At 71.5% G+C, this 16495-nt stretch carries 9 protein-coding genes; 8 read left to right on the top strand and 1 reads right to left on the bottom strand.

What is annotated here, in order from left to right; all coding sequences use genetic code 11:
- Nucleotides 1-37: 37 nt before the first annotated feature.
- Nucleotides 38-2779 (bottom strand): DEAD/DEAH box helicase, encoded by a 2742-nt coding sequence (locus AB5L52_RS19935; protein WP_369365356.1) that lies wholly within the window; start codon nt 2777-2779, stop codon nt 38-40.
- Nucleotides 2780-2860: 81 nt separating this feature from the next.
- Here AB5L52_RS19935 and bldG point away from each other — a divergent pair, with 81 nt between their 5' ends.
- From bldG to tmk, 8 genes are all read left to right on the top strand, one after another.
- Nucleotides 2861-3202 carry an anti-sigma factor antagonist BldG gene (bldG, locus tag AB5L52_RS19930; RefSeq protein WP_023547751.1) on the top strand — a complete coding sequence of 114 codons (342 nt, stop codon included), beginning with the start codon at nt 2861-2863 and terminating at the stop codon, nt 3200-3202.
- Nucleotides 3203-3358: 156 nt separating this feature from the next.
- A complete protein-coding gene (locus tag AB5L52_RS19925; RefSeq protein WP_351026124.1) occupies nt 3359-3787 on the top strand; it encodes an ATP-binding protein in 429 nt (142 codons plus the stop codon).
- Nucleotides 3788-4094: 307 nt separating this feature from the next.
- Complete coding sequence (locus AB5L52_RS19920) at nt 4095-6497, top strand: sodium-translocating pyrophosphatase (RefSeq protein WP_369365353.1); 2403 nt, start codon at nt 4095-4097, stop codon at nt 6495-6497.
- A gap of 248 nt (nt 6498-6745) precedes the next feature.
- Entirely contained in the window at nt 6746-7363 is a 618-nt protein-coding gene (locus AB5L52_RS19915) for a small secreted protein (protein ID WP_351026128.1), read from the top strand.
- Between the two features lie 266 nt (nt 7364-7629).
- Entirely contained in the window at nt 7630-9150 is a 1521-nt protein-coding gene (locus AB5L52_RS19910) for a class I SAM-dependent methyltransferase (protein ID WP_351026130.1), read from the top strand.
- A 500-nt stretch (nt 9151-9650) separates the two neighbouring features.
- Nucleotides 9651-9848, top strand: coding sequence for a hypothetical protein (locus AB5L52_RS19905; RefSeq protein ID WP_369365350.1), 198 nt, complete (start codon nt 9651-9653; stop codon nt 9846-9848).
- A gap of 268 nt (nt 9849-10116) precedes the next feature.
- The gene (topA, locus tag AB5L52_RS19900) at nt 10117-12951 is read left to right on the top strand and encodes a type I DNA topoisomerase (protein ID WP_369365348.1); all 2835 of its coding nucleotides are present in this window, start codon (nt 10117-10119) and stop codon (nt 12949-12951) included.
- Between the two features lie 182 nt (nt 12952-13133).
- Complete coding sequence (gene tmk, locus AB5L52_RS19895; protein ID WP_369365346.1) at nt 13134-16484, top strand: dTMP kinase; 3351 nt, start codon at nt 13134-13136, stop codon at nt 16482-16484.
- The last annotated feature ends 11 nt before the right edge of the window (nt 16485-16495 follow it).

The raw sequence follows: 16495 nt of genomic DNA, 5'->3' as shown, positions 1-16495 counted from the left end.
GGGCCGGTGTCGGAGGAGCAGCCGGTGTCGCCCGCGGTCAAGCTCTGGGCACCTGTCCCGGAGCCGGCCCGGCCGAGTTCCCCTCCCGCTCCGAGCTCCCGTCGCTCCCCAGGCTCTCCGGGCCCCTCAAGGCCCCTGAGCCTCCCAGGCTCTCCGGGCCCCTCAAGGCCCCTGAGCCTCCCAGGCTCTCCGGGCCCCTCAAGGCACCTGAGCCTCCCAGGTTCTCCGGGTCCCCCAAGCTCCCAGAGCCCCCCGTGTTCTCCGGGTTCTCCGGATTCCCTGAGCCCTGCAGGCCCGCCAGGCCCGCCGGGCCCGCCTCGGCCTCCGTCTCTCCCGGCGCTCCCCGCAACAGCACCGTGAGGAGCCGTACCGCCCCCCTCTTGTGCAGTGGGTCGTTGCCGTTGCCGCACTTGGGGGACTGGATGCAGGACGGGCAGCCAGCCTCGCACTCGCAGGACGCGATGGCCTCGCGGGTGGCGGTGAGCCAGGCGCGGGCGGTGCGGAAGGCACGCTCGGCGAAGCCCGCGCCGCCGGGGTGGCCGTCGTACACGAAGACCGTCGGCAGCAGGGTGTCGGGGTGCAGCGGGACCGAGACGCCGCCGATGTCCCAGCGGTCGCAGGTCGCGAAGAGGGGGAGCAGGCCGATGGAGGCGTGTTCGGCGGCGTGCAGGGAGCCGCCGAGGATCTCCGGGGTGATCCGGGCCTCGTCCAGCTGGTCGTCGGTGACCGTCCACCACACCGCCCGGGTGCGCAGCGTACGAGGAGGGAGGTCGAGTTTCGTCTCGCCGAGCACTTCGCCGGTGATGAGGCGTCTGCGCAGATAGGAGACCACCTGGTTGGTGACCTCGACCGAGCCGTAGCAGAGGCGTCCGGCGCCCCACGGGATCTCGGTGTCCGTCTCCAGGACCGAGATCGAGGTGGTGTCGCGGGCGACCGTGGAGTACGGCGGGTCGGCCTGCTCGACGAGGGCGACGGAGTCCTCCAGTTCGAGCGAGCGCACCAGGTAGGTGCGACCCTGGTGCAGATGGACCGCGCCCTCGTGGACCGTCGAGTGCGCGGCGCCCGCGTCGACCGTGCCGAGCAGACGGCCCGTGCCGGACTCGACGACCTGCACCGGGCGGCCGCCCGCGCCGCGGATGTCGGTCAGGTCGGCGGCCCGTTCCCGGCGCGTCCAGTGCCAGGCCTTCGTCCGCCGGCGCAGCAGCTTCGCGGCCTCCAGCTGCGGCAGCACATCCGCGCAGGCAGGGCCGAAGAGGTCCAGGTCCGCCTCGGTCAGTGGGAGTTCCGCGGCGGCGGCGCACAGGTGCGGGGCGAGGACGTAGGGGTTGTCGGGGTCGAGGACGGTGGATTCCACCGGTTGGTCGAACAGGGCCTCCGGGTGGTGGACCAGGAACGTGTCCAGTGGGTCGTCGCGGGCGACCAGGACGGCGAGGGCGCCCTGTCCGGAGCGGCCCGCGCGGCCCGCCTGCTGCCACAGGGACGCGCGCGTGCCCGGATAGCCGGCGATGACCACGGCGTCCAGGCCGGAGACGTCCACGCCCAGCTCCAGGGCCGTCGTGGCGGCGAGGCCGAGGAGTTCGCCGGAGTGCAGGGCGCGTTCCAGGGCGCGGCGCTCCTCGGGGAGGTAGCCGCCGCGGTAGGCCGCGACCCGCCGGACCAGGGAGCGGTCGACCTCGGCCAGCTTCTCCTGGGCGATCACCGAGATCAGCTCGGCGCCGCGCCGGGACCGTACGAAGGCGACCGAGCGCACGCCCTGCACGGTCAGGTCGGTGAGCAGGTCGGCGGTCTCGGCGGTGGCGGTACGCCGTACGGGGGCGCCCTTCTCGCCGTGCAGTTCGGTGAGCGGGGGCTCCCAAAGAGCGAAGACGACCTCCCCGCGCGGGGAGGCGTCGTCGGCGACCTCGACCACCGGCAGGCCGGTCAGCCGCCGCGCTGCGACGGCGGGCTCGGCGGCGGTGGCGGAGGCCAGCAGGAAGACGGGCGAGGCGCCGTAGCGGGCGCACAGGCGGCGCAGCCGGCGCAGTACCTGGGCGACGTGCGAGCCGAAGACGCCGCGGTAGGTGTGGCACTCGTCGATGACGATGTACTTGAGCGACTTCAGGAAGGAGGACCAGCGCGGGTGGGAGGGGAGTATCCCGCGGTGCAGCATGTCGGGGTTGGTCAGGACGTAGTTGGCGTACTGGCGGATCCACTCCCGTTCCTCGTACGGGGTGTCGCCGTCGTACACCGCGGGGCGTACGGCATGGCCAAGAGGTTGTGAAAGTTCCTTCACCGACCGGCACTGATCCGCCGCGAGTGCCTTGGTGGGCGCCAGGTACAGGGCGGTGGCGCCACGGCCGTTCGGCGCCTCGGAGCCATCCAGAAGGGTGGACAGGACGGGCACCAGATACGCGAGGGACTTGCCGGAGGCGGTGCCGGTGGCGACGACCACCGAATCGCCGTCCAGGGCGTGCTCGGCGGCCAGCGTCTGGTGCGCCCAGGGGTGTTCGATACCGCACGCCTGAACGGCCGCGATCACCTCGGACCGAATCCGGTGAGGCCAGACGGCATGGCGGCCCGCGCGCGGGGGCAAGTGCTCCGTATGAGTGATGCGCGCAGACCGGCTCGGCCCCGAGGCGAGCCGGTCCAGGACCACGCCCGGAGACGGGCGGGACGCCGGGTTCGCCGGGGATCGATCGGATCGGTGATTCTTGGCCATCGGCACCGAGTGTGTCACTGGCGTGACGGACAATGGAGCCAAGGCGTCGTGCACGCCTGCCGGTAAGTGATTGAATGCCATCGCGGCTGGCGAAGCGTCCCGAGGGCCGCAAGCCGAGGTGCCCGAGGGGCGACCGCTCGATAGCAAGGTGCTGGAGGATCCGTGGACCTGTCCTTGTCGACCGAGACCGTCGGCGATCGTACGGTCGTCCGAGTCGGTGGCGAAATCGACGTGTATACCGCGCCCAAGCTGCGCGAGCAGCTGGTCGAGCTGGTGAACGACGGGAATTTTCACCTCGTCGTCGACATGGAGGGCGTGGACTTCCTCGACTCCACCGGGCTCGGCGTGCTGGTCGGCGGCCTGAAGCGCGTGCGTGCCCACGAGGGCTCGCTGCGCCTGGTCTGCAACCAGGAGCGCATTCTCAAGATCTTCCGTATCACCGGCCTCACCAAGGTGTTCCCGATCCACACCTCGGTCGAGGAAGCGGTGGCGGCCACCGACTGACCTGGACCCGTCACCGGCGTCGGGCTCCCGCCGGAGCTCGTACGCCGGGCGGTCCCGTCCGGGCTGCCGAAGGGGCCTGGGCACAGGAACACAGCAGGGGATGAGGGTTTGGCGGCCCCGCCCCCGACCGCACGCCCGTAGTCGCGAGGGGGATGCATGGCCACCGTCGAACTCCGCTTCAGCGCGCTGCCCGAGCACGTCCGGACCGCCCGGTTGGTGGCGGCCGCGGTGGCACGCAGGGCAGGAGTGGACGAGGCCGTCCTGGACGAGGTCCGGCTCGCCGTGGGCGAGGCCTGCTCCCGCGCCGTCGGACTCCACCAGAACAGCGGCATCAGCGCGCCTGTGAAGGTGGCGCTGATCGAGGAGGAGAAACAGTTCTCCATCGAGGTGGGCGACGAGGCGCCGCATGCCCCGTCCGGCGCGCCCGGCGCCACGCAGGAGGCCGAGGCGGAGATCGAGGAGGACGAGATGGGCCTCGCGGTCATCAGCGGCCTCGTCGACGACGTCGAGGTCACCACCGGACAGGACGGCGGCCGGATCCGCATGACCTGGCCGACCACACCGCCGGCCGCGGCGCTGCTCTGAGCGCTGCCGTTCCACCGTTCGAGGGCCCTGCCGAGCAGGGCCCTTCGCGTTTTTCCGACACGCCCACGAATTAGTGAATGAATTCACGATCAGGGGCCCCGATGAATTGATCAAGCAGCAATGCAGCGGCTCCTGGCGCGTCAATGGTTCGAGGGCATTAGCTCATTCGGGTTCGATGGCCGGATCGCGATCATTTGCTGATGAGCCCGTTGAGGCTAATTCCGTTTACCGCGCACTGTTGAGATCACTCAGAGGTACCTAGAATCCGTCCACATCTTGAGCTCAGCCCAAGCGTCAAGGAGGACGAATGGCGGGGCTTTCCATCCCTCAATCGGATCACCCCACTTCCCTCGCAGCGGCGGTCCTGACCGACGACAACCGGATCATGGTGGCCGTCATCGCGGCAGTCGCCCTGGCCGCACTGGTGGTCGCGGGGATCCTGGTACGCCAGGTACTGGCCGCAGGCGAGGGCACCGACAGCATGAAACGGATCGCCGAGGCGGTCCAGGAAGGTGCGAAGGCGTATCTCGCCCGGCAGTTGCGCACGCTGGGCGCATTCGCCGCCGTCGTCTTCTTCCTGCTCATGCTGCTGCCCGCGGACGACTGGAAACAGCGCGCCGGACGATCAGTGTTCTTCCTGATCGGCGCGGCGTTCTCCGCGGCCACCGGCTATATCGGCATGTGGCTCGCCGTGCGCAGCAATGTGCGGGTCGCCGCGGCGGCCCGGGAGGCCACACCGGCTCCAGGAGAGCCGGAAAAGGATCTCACCACCGTTTCACACACCGCGATGAAGATCGCATTTCGCACGGGCGGCGTCGTCGGCATGTTCACAGTGGGGCTCGGCCTGCTGGGCGCCTCCTGTGTGGTGCTGGTGTACGCGGCCGACGCGCCGAAGGTGCTCGAGGGCTTCGGCCTCGGCGCCGCCCTGATCGCCATGTTCATGCGTGTGGGCGGCGGCATCTTCACCAAGGCCGCCGACGTCGGCGCCGACCTGGTCGGCAAGGTCGAACAGGGCATTCCGGAGGACGATCCGCGCAATGCCGCGACCATCGCCGACAACGTGGGCGACAACGTCGGCGACTGCGCGGGCATGGCGGCCGACCTCTTCGAGTCGTACGCCGTGACCCTGGTGGCCGCCCTGATCCTCGGCAAGGTCGCCTTCGGCGACTCCGGGCTGGCGTTCCCGCTGCTCGTGCCCGCCATCGGCGTCGTCACCGCGATGATCGGCATCTTCGCGGTCGCCCCGCGCCGCGCCGACCGCAGCGGCATGACGGCGATCAACCGCGGCTTCTTCATCTCCGCGGTGATCTCCCTGGTGCTGGTCGCGATCGCCGTCTTCGTCTATCTGCCGTCGAAGTACTCCGACCTCGCCGGGGTGACCGACACGGCGATCAAGGCCAAGAACGGCGACCCGAGAATCCTCGCCCTGGTCGCGGTGGCGATCGGCATCCTGCTCGCCGCCGTCATCCAGCAGCTGACCGGCTACTTCACCGAGACCAACCGCCGCCCGGTGCGGGACATCGGCAAGACCTCCCTCACGGGCCCGGCCACCGTCGTGCTGTCCGGCATCTCGGTGGGCCTGGAGTCGGCCGTCTACACCGCGCTGCTCATCGGCCTCGGCGTGTACGGCGCGTTCCTGCTCGGCGGCACGTCGATCATGCTGGCGTTGTTCGCGGTCGCGCTGGCCGGCACCGGACTGCTCACCACGGTCGGCGTGATCGTCGCCATGGACACCTTCGGACCGGTCTCCGACAACGCGCAGGGCATCGCCGAGATGTCCGGCGACGTCGAGGGCGCGGGCGCCCGCGTGCTCACCAACCTGGACGCGGTCGGCAACACCACCAAGGCCATCACCAAGGGCATCGCCATCGCCACCGCCGTGCTCGCCGCGTCGGCGCTGTTCGGGTCGTACCGCGACGCGATCACCACCAACGTGCAGGACGTCGGGGAGAAACTCACCGGCCCCGGTGCGCCGATGAGTCTGTCCCTGGACATCTCCCAGCCCAACAACCTCGTCGGCCTCATCGCGGGCGCCGCGGTGGTCTTCCTCTTCTCCGGACTGGCCATCAACGCCGTGTCGCGCTCAGCCGGTTCGGTGGTGTTCGAGGTGCGGCGGCAGTTCCGCGAGAAGCCCGGGATCATGGACTTCACGGAGAAGCCCGAGTACGGCAAGGTCGTCGACATCTGCACCAAGGACGCCCTCAGGGAACTGGCCACGCCGGGTCTGCTCGCCGTGATGGCGCCCATCTTCGTCGGCTTCACGCTCGGCGTCGGCTCGCTCGGCTCCTATCTCGCCGGTGCGATCGGCGCGGGCACGCTGATGGCGGTGTTCCTCGCCAACTCCGGTGGCGCCTGGGACAACGCCAAGAAGCTGGTGGAGGACGGCCACCACGGCGGCAAGGGCAGCGAGGCCCATGCGGCCACGGTGATCGGTGACACGGTCGGCGACCCCTTCAAGGACACCGCGGGACCGGCGATCAACCCGCTGCTGAAGGTCATGAACCTGGTCTCGCTGCTCATCGCGCCCGCGGTGATCAAGTTCTCCTACGGCACGGACAAGAACCTGGGCGTACGGATCATGATCTCGCTCCTCGCGCTCGTGGTGATCGTCGTCTCCGTGTACATCTCCAAGCGGCGCGGCATCGCCGTCGGCGACGACGAGAGCACCGAGCGGGTCGCCAACTCACCGAACACGGCGGTGGTTTCGTAGGCGTACTCCTGGGTCTTTGGAGAAGCCCTGGTCAACGGGCGGGCGGGCGGCGCGTGCTGATGCGCCGCCCGCCCGCTTGTGTCTGTGGCGCGTGCGCGGATGCGGCTGTGGGCTCGCCCACGTGGTGAGCCTTCTCTCTCATGGGGTAAAAGCCCATAAAAGATGACTTTGAGTGCGTACGGGGTGGGGAGGGTGTGCGTCCGCCGTGTAGGGTCCGTGGGCCGAGAGCCAGGGAAGGGACCAATCCGGTGAACAAGAAGCTCACGGCCGCACTGTCCGGCGGTGCGGTACTGGTGGTGGCGCTGACGGGATGCACCAGCAGCGGCGGTGACAAGGGGCCCGACCCCAAGCTGGTCGCTTGGGCCAAGTCGGTGTGCGACGCGGTGCCCGCGCAGGACGCGAAGATCAAGTCGGCGAACGCGGCGATCAGCACGACGGCCGCCGACACCGCCAAGCCCGAGACGCTCCAGAAGACGGACTCCCAGGCCTTCCAGGACATGTCCGACGGCTACAAGGCGATCGCCGTCGCCGTGAGCAAGGCGGGAGCACCGCCCGGTGTCGCCGACGGCGACAAGCGGCTGCAGGCCGTCGCGAAGAGCTTCAACGGCCTCTCCGCCTCGTACGCCGGCCTGAAGAAGCAGGTCGACGCGCTGAACACCAAGGACCAGGCGAAGTTCGCCTCCGGGCTGCACGACATCGCCACGAAGATGACGGACCTGGAGACGCAGCACAAGACCGGCACCGACGCGCTGGACAAGCTCCAGCAGGGCGAGGTCAAGAACGCCATCGCCCAGCAGGCCAGCTGCAAGAAGGTGGCGTCGTCGGACGCTTCGTCGACTTCGACGTCCTCGCCGTCGGCGGGCTGACGGGACGCGACGGTCCACGGGCGGGGGCTGACGGCCAGCGGTTCGCGACCGGAGGCCCACGGCCGGCTTCACGGCTGACGGTCCACGGCTGACGGCCCACGGCCGGCAGGCACGTGCCGCGGTCCCGCTCCGGCGGGCCGCAGGCACCGGCAGGCCGGTCGTGGCCGGGGCGTGTCGGTGATGCGTCCGAGGCCGTGGCCGGGGTGCGTCGGTGGGGGGCGTGCTGAGGCCGCGTCCGGCGGGTGCCGCGGGTCACAATGGGGGGCGTGACTGACTCCGGACTCGCCTCTCTGCCCGCTTCCGACCGGACCGACATCGCCGCGCGCCTGCGGAACGCGCTGCTGGCCGCCTCCTTCACCGCCGACGGACTGCTCGACCGGCTCGGCGCCCCCGCGTACGCGGCGCTGGCCCGCAGCGAGACCGTGCCCGCCCTGCGCGCGACCCGCGGCGACACGCCGCTGGAGACGCTCGTACGGCTGTTTCTGCTCCAGCAACCCGTGCCGCACGCGCGCGTGGCGCACGTTCTGCCGGTCGAGGAGGCCCTCGAAGCCAGGTGGCTCAGCCGCGTGGGCGGCGACGAGGTGGCCGCCACCGTGGATGTGCGGCCCTACGGCGGCCCCGGCGGCGAGGACTGGTTCATCGTCTCCGACCTGGGCTGCGCCGTCGGCGGTGCCGGTGGCATCGGGCAGCGCGAGGAGGGCGTCGTCCTGGGCGTCGGCGGCGCCTCCACGACCCTCGCCGGCATCACCGTCCGCACGCCGGTCGCGTCCGCCCTGGACCTCGGCACGGGCTCCGGCATCCAGGCGCTGCACGCCGCCCAGCACGCCACGCGCGTGACAGCGACCGACCTCAACCCGCGCGCCCTGCACATCACCGCGCTCACACTCGCGCTCTCCGGGGCGCCCGCCGCCGACCTGCGCGAGGGTTCGCTCTTCGAACCCGTCCGGGACGACGAGACCTTCGACCTGATCGTGTCCAACCCGCCGTTCGTCATCTCCCCCGGTGCCCGGCTGACATACCGGGACGGCGGCATGGGCGGGGACGATCTGTGCCGCTCGCTCGTTCAGCAGGCGGGGGAACGGCTGAACGAGGGCGGGTTCGCGCAGTTCCTCGCCAACTGGCAGCACGTGGCAGGGGAGGACTGGCAGGACAGACTCAGGTCATGGGTGCCGCGCGGGTGCGATGCCTGGATCGTGCAGCGCGAGGTACAGGACGTCACGCAGTACGCCGAGCTGTGGCTGAGGGACGCCGGTGACCACCGCGGGGATCCGGCGGAGTACCAGGCACGTTACGACGCCTGGCTCGACGAGTTCGAGGCGCGCAAGGTCAAGGCGGTCGGCTTCGGCTGGATCACCCTGCGCAGGACGGGTTCGGCCGATCCCGTCGTCACTGTGGAGGAGTGGCCGCACCCGGTCGAGCAGCCCCTCGGGGACACGATCCGGGCGCACTTCGAGCGGCTCGACTATCTCCGGGAGTACGACGACGCGGCACTGCTCGCAAGCCACTTCAGGCTGGCCGCCGAAGTGGTTCAGGAGCAGGTCGGGCTGCCCGGCGCCGAGGACCCGGAGCATGTGGTGCTGCGCCAGCACCGCGGGATGCGCCGGGCCACGAAGGTGGACACGGTCGGCGCCGGGTTCGCGGGTGTCTGTGACGGCACGCTGAGCGCGGGCCGCATCCTGGACGCCATCGCCCAACTCATGAACGAGGACCCGGTGTTGCTCCGCGATCGGACACCCGCGCAGATCCGCCTGCTGGTGGAGCAGGGCTTCCTCGAGCCGGCGAACTGAGCGAACGCACCGAGTCCGTGCGCTGAGTTCTGAGTCCGCGCCCCGCGTCTGCGCGCCGGGTCCGTGTACCGGACCTGGCCACCCCGGCTGCGCGCGGAGCCCGAGTGCCGCGTCTGTACGCAGGCCCGGCGCGGGGCCCGGCGGCTTCTCCGGCGCACCGCCTCGGCGGGCCGGGGGGCTACGGCGGCTGGTGCGCCTGCGGTACGCCGGGTGCTCGTGCGGTCGTAGCCGTTCCGGGATGCCCGGGTGACCACGCCCGGATCATCGTCGTATGCTCGCGGCACGGGCCGGCCTGGGACGACGGCCGGGGCCGTGACGCGCCGGTGCCGGGAAAACGGCCGGAAAAATACGGACCTCCGTGCCCACGCCGACGCTGTTCGCTCGCGTGTTCGGTATCACGTCGACCCTCCGTTCACCCCGATGTCTCCCGTCCGTCTCCCGGGCGTGCCACTCTCCCGGCGCTGGGCGGAGCCGGACGGCACGGAAGGGGTGGGCGGGCGATGGAGAGCGTGCCGGCGATCTTCGCGGGAACGGTGTTCGTCCTGTTCGGAGGTGCCCTGCTGACCTGGACCGGCACCCGCCTCAAGCGTCGCGAGCCGGTGGCCCAGGGTGTGAACCCGGTCGCATCGGCCGCCCTCGCCGGCGTGGCCGCGACGGTCGCGCTGACCCTCGGTGCGTACTGCCTGACCCGCCTCTGACGTCGGCGGGTGTGCTGCGGCGAGAGCGCCGCGAGAGTAAGGGGAGTATCACGCTCCGGACATGCCTCAGGTGGGTACCCGGGACTCCGGGCGGCAGGAATGGCGGTAGTCGGGTTACCGTTCGAGTGGCCGTTGTGGGCTTTTCCCGTTTGACACGGGGGCGGGATGTACCGTCACACTCCGCAGCGTCACACGTGCCAGCAGTACGCCGCGACCCCGGGAAGAAGCCCTGGGGAGGCCCCAGCGTCGACCGGAGAGAAGAGCGAAGTTGTCCCCGACCAGCGAGACCGCACAGGGCGGCCGCCGACTCGTCATCGTCGAGTCGCCTGCCAAGGCGAAGACGATCAAGGGCTACCTCGGCCCCGGCTACGTCGTCGAAGCGAGCGTCGGGCACATCCGCGACCTCCCCAACGGCGCCGCGGAGGTGCCCGAGAAGTACACCGGCGAGGTGCGCCGCCTCGGTGTGGACGTAGACCATGACTTCCAGCCGATCTATGTGGTCAACGCCGACAAGAGGGCGCAGGTCAAGAAGCTCAAGGACCTGCTGAAGGAGTCCGACGAGCTCTTCCTCGCCACCGATGAGGACCGGGAGGGCGAGGCGATCGCCTGGCACCTCCAGGAGGTCCTCAAGCCGAAGATCCCGGTCAAGCGGATGGTGTTCCACGAGATCACCAAGGAAGCGATCCGCGAGGCCGTCGCCAACCCGCGCCAGCTCAACCAGAAGCTGGTCGACGCCCAGGAGACCCGCCGCATCCTCGACCGCCTTTACGGCTACGAGGTCTCGCCGGTCCTCTGGAAGAAGGTCATGCCCCGGCTGTCCGCCGGCCGCGTGCAGTCCGTCGCCACACGACTCGTGGTGGAGCGGGAACGCGAGCGCATCGCTTTTCGTTCTGCTGAGTACTGGGACCTGACGGGCACCTTCGCGACCGGCCGCGCGGGAGACTCGTCCGACCCGTCGTCGCTTGTCGCCCGCCTGCAGACCGTCGACGGCAGGCGGGTCGCGCAGGGCCGCGACTTCGACTCCCTGGGACAACTCAAGAGCGCGAACATCCTCCACCTCGACGAGGCGACCGCCCGCGCCCTCGCCGCTGCCCTGGAGAACACCCGGTTCTCCGTGCGCTCCGTCGAGTCCAAGCCGTACCGCCGCTCGCCGTACGCCCCGTTCCGTACGACGACGCTGCAGCAGGAGGCCAGCCGCAAGCTCGGCTTCGGCGCGAAGGCGACGATGCAGATCGCCCAGAAGCTGTACGAGAACGGCTACATCACGTACATGCGTACGGACTCCACGACGCTGAGCGACACCGCGATCACGGCCGCCCGCGCCCAGGTCACGCAGCTGTACGGCGCCGACTACCTGCCCCCGCAGCCGCGTACGTACGCCGGCAAGGTCAAGAACGCGCAGGAGGCCCACGAGGCGATCCGCCCCTCGGGTGATCGTTTCCGCACTCCTGCCGAGACCGGCCTGACCGGCGACCAGTTCAAGCTGTACGAGCTGATCTGGAAGCGGACCGTCGCCTCCCAGATGAAGGACGCGACCGGCAACAGCGTGACCGTGAAGATCGGCGGCGCCGCCGCCGACGGCCGGGACGTCGAGTTCAGCGCCTCCGGCAAGACGATCACCTTCCACGGCTTCCTGAAGGCCTACGTGGAGGGTGCCGACGACCCGAACGCCGAGCTGGACGACCGCGAGCGCCGGCTGCCGCAGGTCGCCGAGGGCGACGCGCTGTCCGCCGAGGAGATCACGGCCGACGGCCACGCCACCAAGCCCCCGGCCCGCTACACCGAAGCCTCCCTGGTCAAGGAGCTGGAAGAGCGCGAGATCGGCCGTCCGTCGACGTACGCGTCGATCATCGGCACGATCCTCGACCGCGGCTATGTCTTCAAGAAGGGCACGGCCCTGGTGCCGTCCTTCCTGTCCTTCGCCGTGGTGAACCTCCTGGAGAAGCACTTCGGGCGGCTCGTCGACTACGACTTCACCGCCAAGATGGAGGACGACCTCGACCGCATCGCGGCCGGCGAGGCCAAGGCCGTGCCGTGGCTGAAGCGCTTCTACTTCGGCGAGGGCACGGGTCACGGCGGCGCGGCCGAGGCGGGCAACGGCGACGGGGACCACCTCGGCGGCCTCAAGGAGCTGGTGACCGACCTGGGCGCGATCGACGCGCGGGAGGTGTCGTCGTTCCCGGTGGGCAACGACATCGTGCTCCGCGTCGGCCGCTACGGCCCGTACATCGAGCGCGGCGAGAAGGACACCGAGCAGCACCAGCGCGCCGACATCCCGGACGACCTGGCGCCGGACGAGCTGAGCGTCGAGATGGCCGAGGAGCTGCTGGCCAAGCCGAGCGGCGACTTCGAGCTGGGCACGGACCCGGCCACCGGCCACACGATCGTCGCCAAGGACGGCCGCTACGGCCCGTACGTCACCGAGATCCTCCCCGAGGGCACCCCCAAGACCGGCAAGAACGCGGTCAAGCCGCGCACGGCCTCGCTCTTCAAGTCGATGGCGCTCGACACGGTGACGCTCGACGACGCGCTGAAGCTGATGTCGCTGCCGCGCATCGTCGGCGCCGACGCCGACGGCCAGGAGATCACCGCGCAGAACGGCCGCTACGGCCCGTATCTGAAGAAGGGCACGGACTCGCGCTCGCTGCAGTCCGAGGACCAGCTCTTCACGATCACGCTGGAGGAGGCGCTGGCGATCTACGCCCAGCCCAAGCAGCGTGGCCGGGCCGCCGCCAAGCCGCCGCTGAAGGAGCTGGGCGAGGACCCGGTCTCCGGCAAGCCGGTCGTGGTCAAGGACGGCCGCTTCGGTCCGTACGTCACCGACGGGGAGACCAACGCGACCCTGCGCTCCGGCGACAGCGTCGAGACGATCACCCCGGAGCGCGGCTTCGAGCTGCTCGCCGAGAAGCGCGCGAAGGGCCCGGCCAAGAAGACCGCTGCAAAGAAGGCCACGGCCAAGAAGGCGGCCCCGGCGAAGAAGACCGCCGCCAAGAAGACGGTGGCGAAGAAGACGACCGCGGCCGCGAAGAAGACCACGGCGAAGAAGACGACCGCCAAGAAGGCGACGGCTTCCAAGGCCACGGCTTCCGGCGCGGAGGACTGACCCGCAGGCCCATACGGGGGCTGCCCCGGCAGGCCGTCCTGGGAGACGGCCCCGGGGGAACCGCCCTTCGGCCGCCTCTTCGGCTTCGCTCAGCGAACGTCCCGGCATCACTTTGGTGTCGGGGCGTGCGCATGCCAGGACAGACGACGTGTGCTGTCGGTGGCTGCCGATAGGCTGAACGCATGACGCGAGCCGAGCAGCCAACGGCCCCCAGCACAGCCCCGGACGACGCCCTGGTCGCGGACTCCCGCGAGCGCGCCGTCCGCTCCCTGCTGCGCCGACCGCAGCTGCGGCGCCTGTGGAGCGCACAGCTGGTGAGCGGTGTGGGCGACACCCTGGCACTCCTCGCCCTGGTCGTCCTCGCCCTCCAGGCGGCGATCACCCAGGGCTCCTTCGGGGGTGGGTACGGGGGTGTGGCGTTCGCAGTGGCGACGGTCTTCGCGGCGCGCGTCCTCGCCGCGCTGCTGTTCGGCGCGGTCCTGCTCGGCCCGTTGAACTCGCTCACTGGCCAGGAGGGCCCGCTCGACCGCCGCTGGACCATGGTCGGCGCCGACGGCGTGCGCGCCGCGCTGCTGATCATCGCCCCGCTGTGGATCGACTGGACTCCGGGCAACGCACTGGCCGTCCTGCTGGTCACCGCCTTCGTCACCGGTGTCGCCGAGCGGCTGTGGACCGTGTGCCGGGAGAGCGCGGCCCCGGCCCTGCTGCCGGGTCCGCCCCCGGAGGGCGCCACCGTACGGCCGCTGCCCGACCACATGGACGCCCTGCGCCGCCTCTCGCTGCGGACGAGCTTCCTCGCCGTCCCGCTGGCGGCCGCCACCATGGTCGTCGCCGGCCTGATCAACAACCTGCTGGGCACGGGCGTCGCCTGGTTCGACCAGCACCACGCGGCTCTCGGGTCGTATGTGGCGGCCGGCCTGTTCGCCGCCTCCTTGTCCGTGCTGACCTCCCTGGAGCTGCCCGACACGCGCACCCCCCGCGCGCGGTCCCCGCTGGAGGGCCTGCGCCGCCCGCGCACCGGCACCGGCGTCGACAAGGGCCGTACGGGCGCGATCCCGCTGCTCGTCCCGGCCTGCGCCGCGGTCGCCGGAGCCATCGCCGCAGCCGTGTCGGTGTGCGTGCTGCACGCCACCGACCTGGGCGGCGGCCCGGTCCTGTACGGCCTGCTGGTGCTGGGCCTGACCGGCGGTGTCGCCGTCGGCATCCGTACGGCCCCCGCGCTGCTGCCCTCGCTCTCGCGCCGTCGGCTGCTCGCTCTCGCGATCGCCCTCACAGGCGTCGCCCTGCTGGCCGCCGGGCTGGTCCCGGACGTCACCACGGTCCTGCTCATCGTCACGCTGGCCGGCGGCAGTGCGGGCGTGGCCGCGAACACCGGGCACGCCCTGCTCGACCAGGAGACCGAGGACTACCGCCGGGCGCGCATCACCGAGCATCTGCACGCGGTCGTCCGGGTCTTCATCGCGCTCGGTGCGCTGATCGCCCCCGTGGTCGCCGGCCTCATCGGCCGGCACCGACTGGAGAACGGCAAGTTCGTCTTCGCGCACGGCGGCGCCTCCTTCACGCTGATGCTGGTCGGCGCGCTGCTCCTGCCGGTGGCGGCGCTGGTGCTCGCCAAGGTCGACGACCGCTCCGGCATCCCGCTGCGCCAGGACCTCAAGGACGCGCTGCTCGGCGGCGACGACCCGGTCGAGACACCGGCGACGAGCGGTTTCTTCATCGCCCTGGAAGGCGGCGACGGCGCCGGAAAGTCCACCCAGGCCGAGGCCCTCGCCGAGTGGATCCGCGCCAAGGGCCACGAGGTCGTGCTCACCCGCGAGCCGGGTGCCACCCCGGTCGGCAAGCGGCTGCGCTCGATCCTGCTGGACGTGTCCTCGGCGGGCCTGTCGCACCGCGCGGAGGCGCTGCTGTACGCCGCCGACCGTGCCGAGCACGTCGACACCGTCGTACGGCCCGCCCTGGAGCGCGGCGCGGTGGTGATCAGCGACCGTTACATCGATTCGTCCGTCGCCTACCAGGGCGCCGGCCGCGATCTCTCCCCGACCGAGATCGCCCGCATCAACCGCTGGGCGACCAACGGACTCGTCCCGCACCTGACCGTGCTGCTGGACGTCTCCCCGGAGACCGCCCGCGAGCGGTTCACCGAGGCGCCGGACCGGCTGGAGTCGGAGCCGGCGGAGTTCCACGCGCGCGTGCGGGCCGGTTTCCTCACGCTGGCCGCCTCCGACCCCGGCCGCTATCTGGTCGTGGACGCCGGCCAGGAGCCCGAGGCCGTCACCACGGTGATCCGGCACCGGCTCGACACCGTGCTGCCGCTGTCCGAGGCCGAGATCAAGGCCCAGGAGGAGGCGCGCAAGAAGGCCGAGGAGGAGGCCCGCCGCAAGGCCGAGGAAGAGGCCGCGCGCAAGGCCGAGGAGGAGCGCCTGGAGCGCGAGCGCCAGGAGGAGCTGGCCCGGCTGCGCGCCGAGGAGGAGGAACGCAAGCGCCGCGAGCTGGAGGAGGCGCAGCGCCGCGAGGCCGAACGGCAGGCGGAGGAGGCGCGGCAGCGGGCCGAGGAAGCCGCCCGGCGCGCCGAGGAGGAGCGGCAGCGGCTGCTCGCCGAGGAGAAGGCCCGCGCCGAGGAGGAGGCCCGCCGCAGGGCCGACGAGGAGCGGCGCCGCAAGCAGGCCGAGGAGGAGGCCCGGCTGCGTGCTGAGGAAGAGGCCCGGCAGGCCCGGCTGCGCGCCGAGGAAGAGGCGCGGCGCCTGGAGAAGCAGCGCAAGGCCGAGGACGCGCTGCTGCGTGCCGAGGAGGCGCGTCGGCAGGCGGCCGAGGCAGCGGCGGCGGCCGACACGGCGGCCCGCAGGCCCGGCGCACCCCAGCCGTCCGCACCGGGCGTCGTCCCGGACGCGGCGACGGCCCCCACGCCGGTGGTGTCGCCGGACGCGCGCGGCACCGAGGAGACGGTTCCGACGCCGGCCGTGGCGCCGGGGACCGACGAGACGACGGTGCTGCATCCGGTGCGTGCGGAGCGGGGCGACTCCGCCGAGGACGCGCGGGATGCCCGGGACGCCCGGGGTGCCGAGGACGCCAAGGCCTCCGCCGGTTCCCCCGCGGACTCCGAGACGACCGCCGAGCTGCCGCAGCCACCGGTGGCTTCCGGCCCCGCCGACGAGACGGCGGTCCTTCCGGCTGTGTCCGCGGGCTCCGCCGAGGAGACCGCCGTGCTGCCTCCGGTGGTTCCGGGTGCGGCGGACGAGACGGCCGTACTGCCGCCCGTACGCGGTGACGCCCCGGCGGACCGGATGCCGCCCGGGTTCTTCCGGGACGAGCGGCCCGCCGCGGGCCCCGACGGCTCCGAGGACCGTACCCGCGAGATGCCCCAGGTCGGCCCCGACGGCACGCCCCGCCGGCGGCCGCGTCCCGACTGGGCCGAGGAGACCCCGCTGGACGACCTGCCGTCGCTGGCGGACGAACTGCTGGGCTCGTACGACAAGCGGGACCACGGCGACCAGGACGAGGAGCAGGGCCGCAGGGGCCGTGGCCGACGGGGCTGAGGGCCGGTCTG

The sequence above is a fragment of the Streptomyces sp. CG4 genome, from assembly GCF_041080655.1.
Taxonomy (GTDB): domain Bacteria; phylum Actinomycetota; class Actinomycetes; order Streptomycetales; family Streptomycetaceae; genus Streptomyces.
Note: the sequence above shows the minus strand (reverse complement) of the source record. Positions and strands in the feature narration are given on the sequence as shown.

Coding starts and splice junctions, on each gene's coding strand:
- AB5L52_RS19905 (WP_369365350.1), top strand. CDS start 9,651: ATGGAGAGCGTGCCGGCGATCTTCGCGGGAACGGTGTTCGTCCTGTTC.
- AB5L52_RS19920 (WP_369365353.1), top strand. CDS start 4,095: ATGGCGGGGCTTTCCATCCCTCAATCGGATCACCCCACTTCCCTCGCA.
- tmk (WP_369365346.1), top strand. CDS start 13,134: ATGACGCGAGCCGAGCAGCCAACGGCCCCCAGCACAGCCCCGGACGAC.
- AB5L52_RS19935 (WP_369365356.1), bottom strand. CDS start 2,779: ATGGCATTCAATCACTTACCGGCAGGCGTGCACGACGCCTTGGCTCCA.
- AB5L52_RS19925 (WP_351026124.1), top strand. CDS start 3,359: ATGGCCACCGTCGAACTCCGCTTCAGCGCGCTGCCCGAGCACGTCCGG.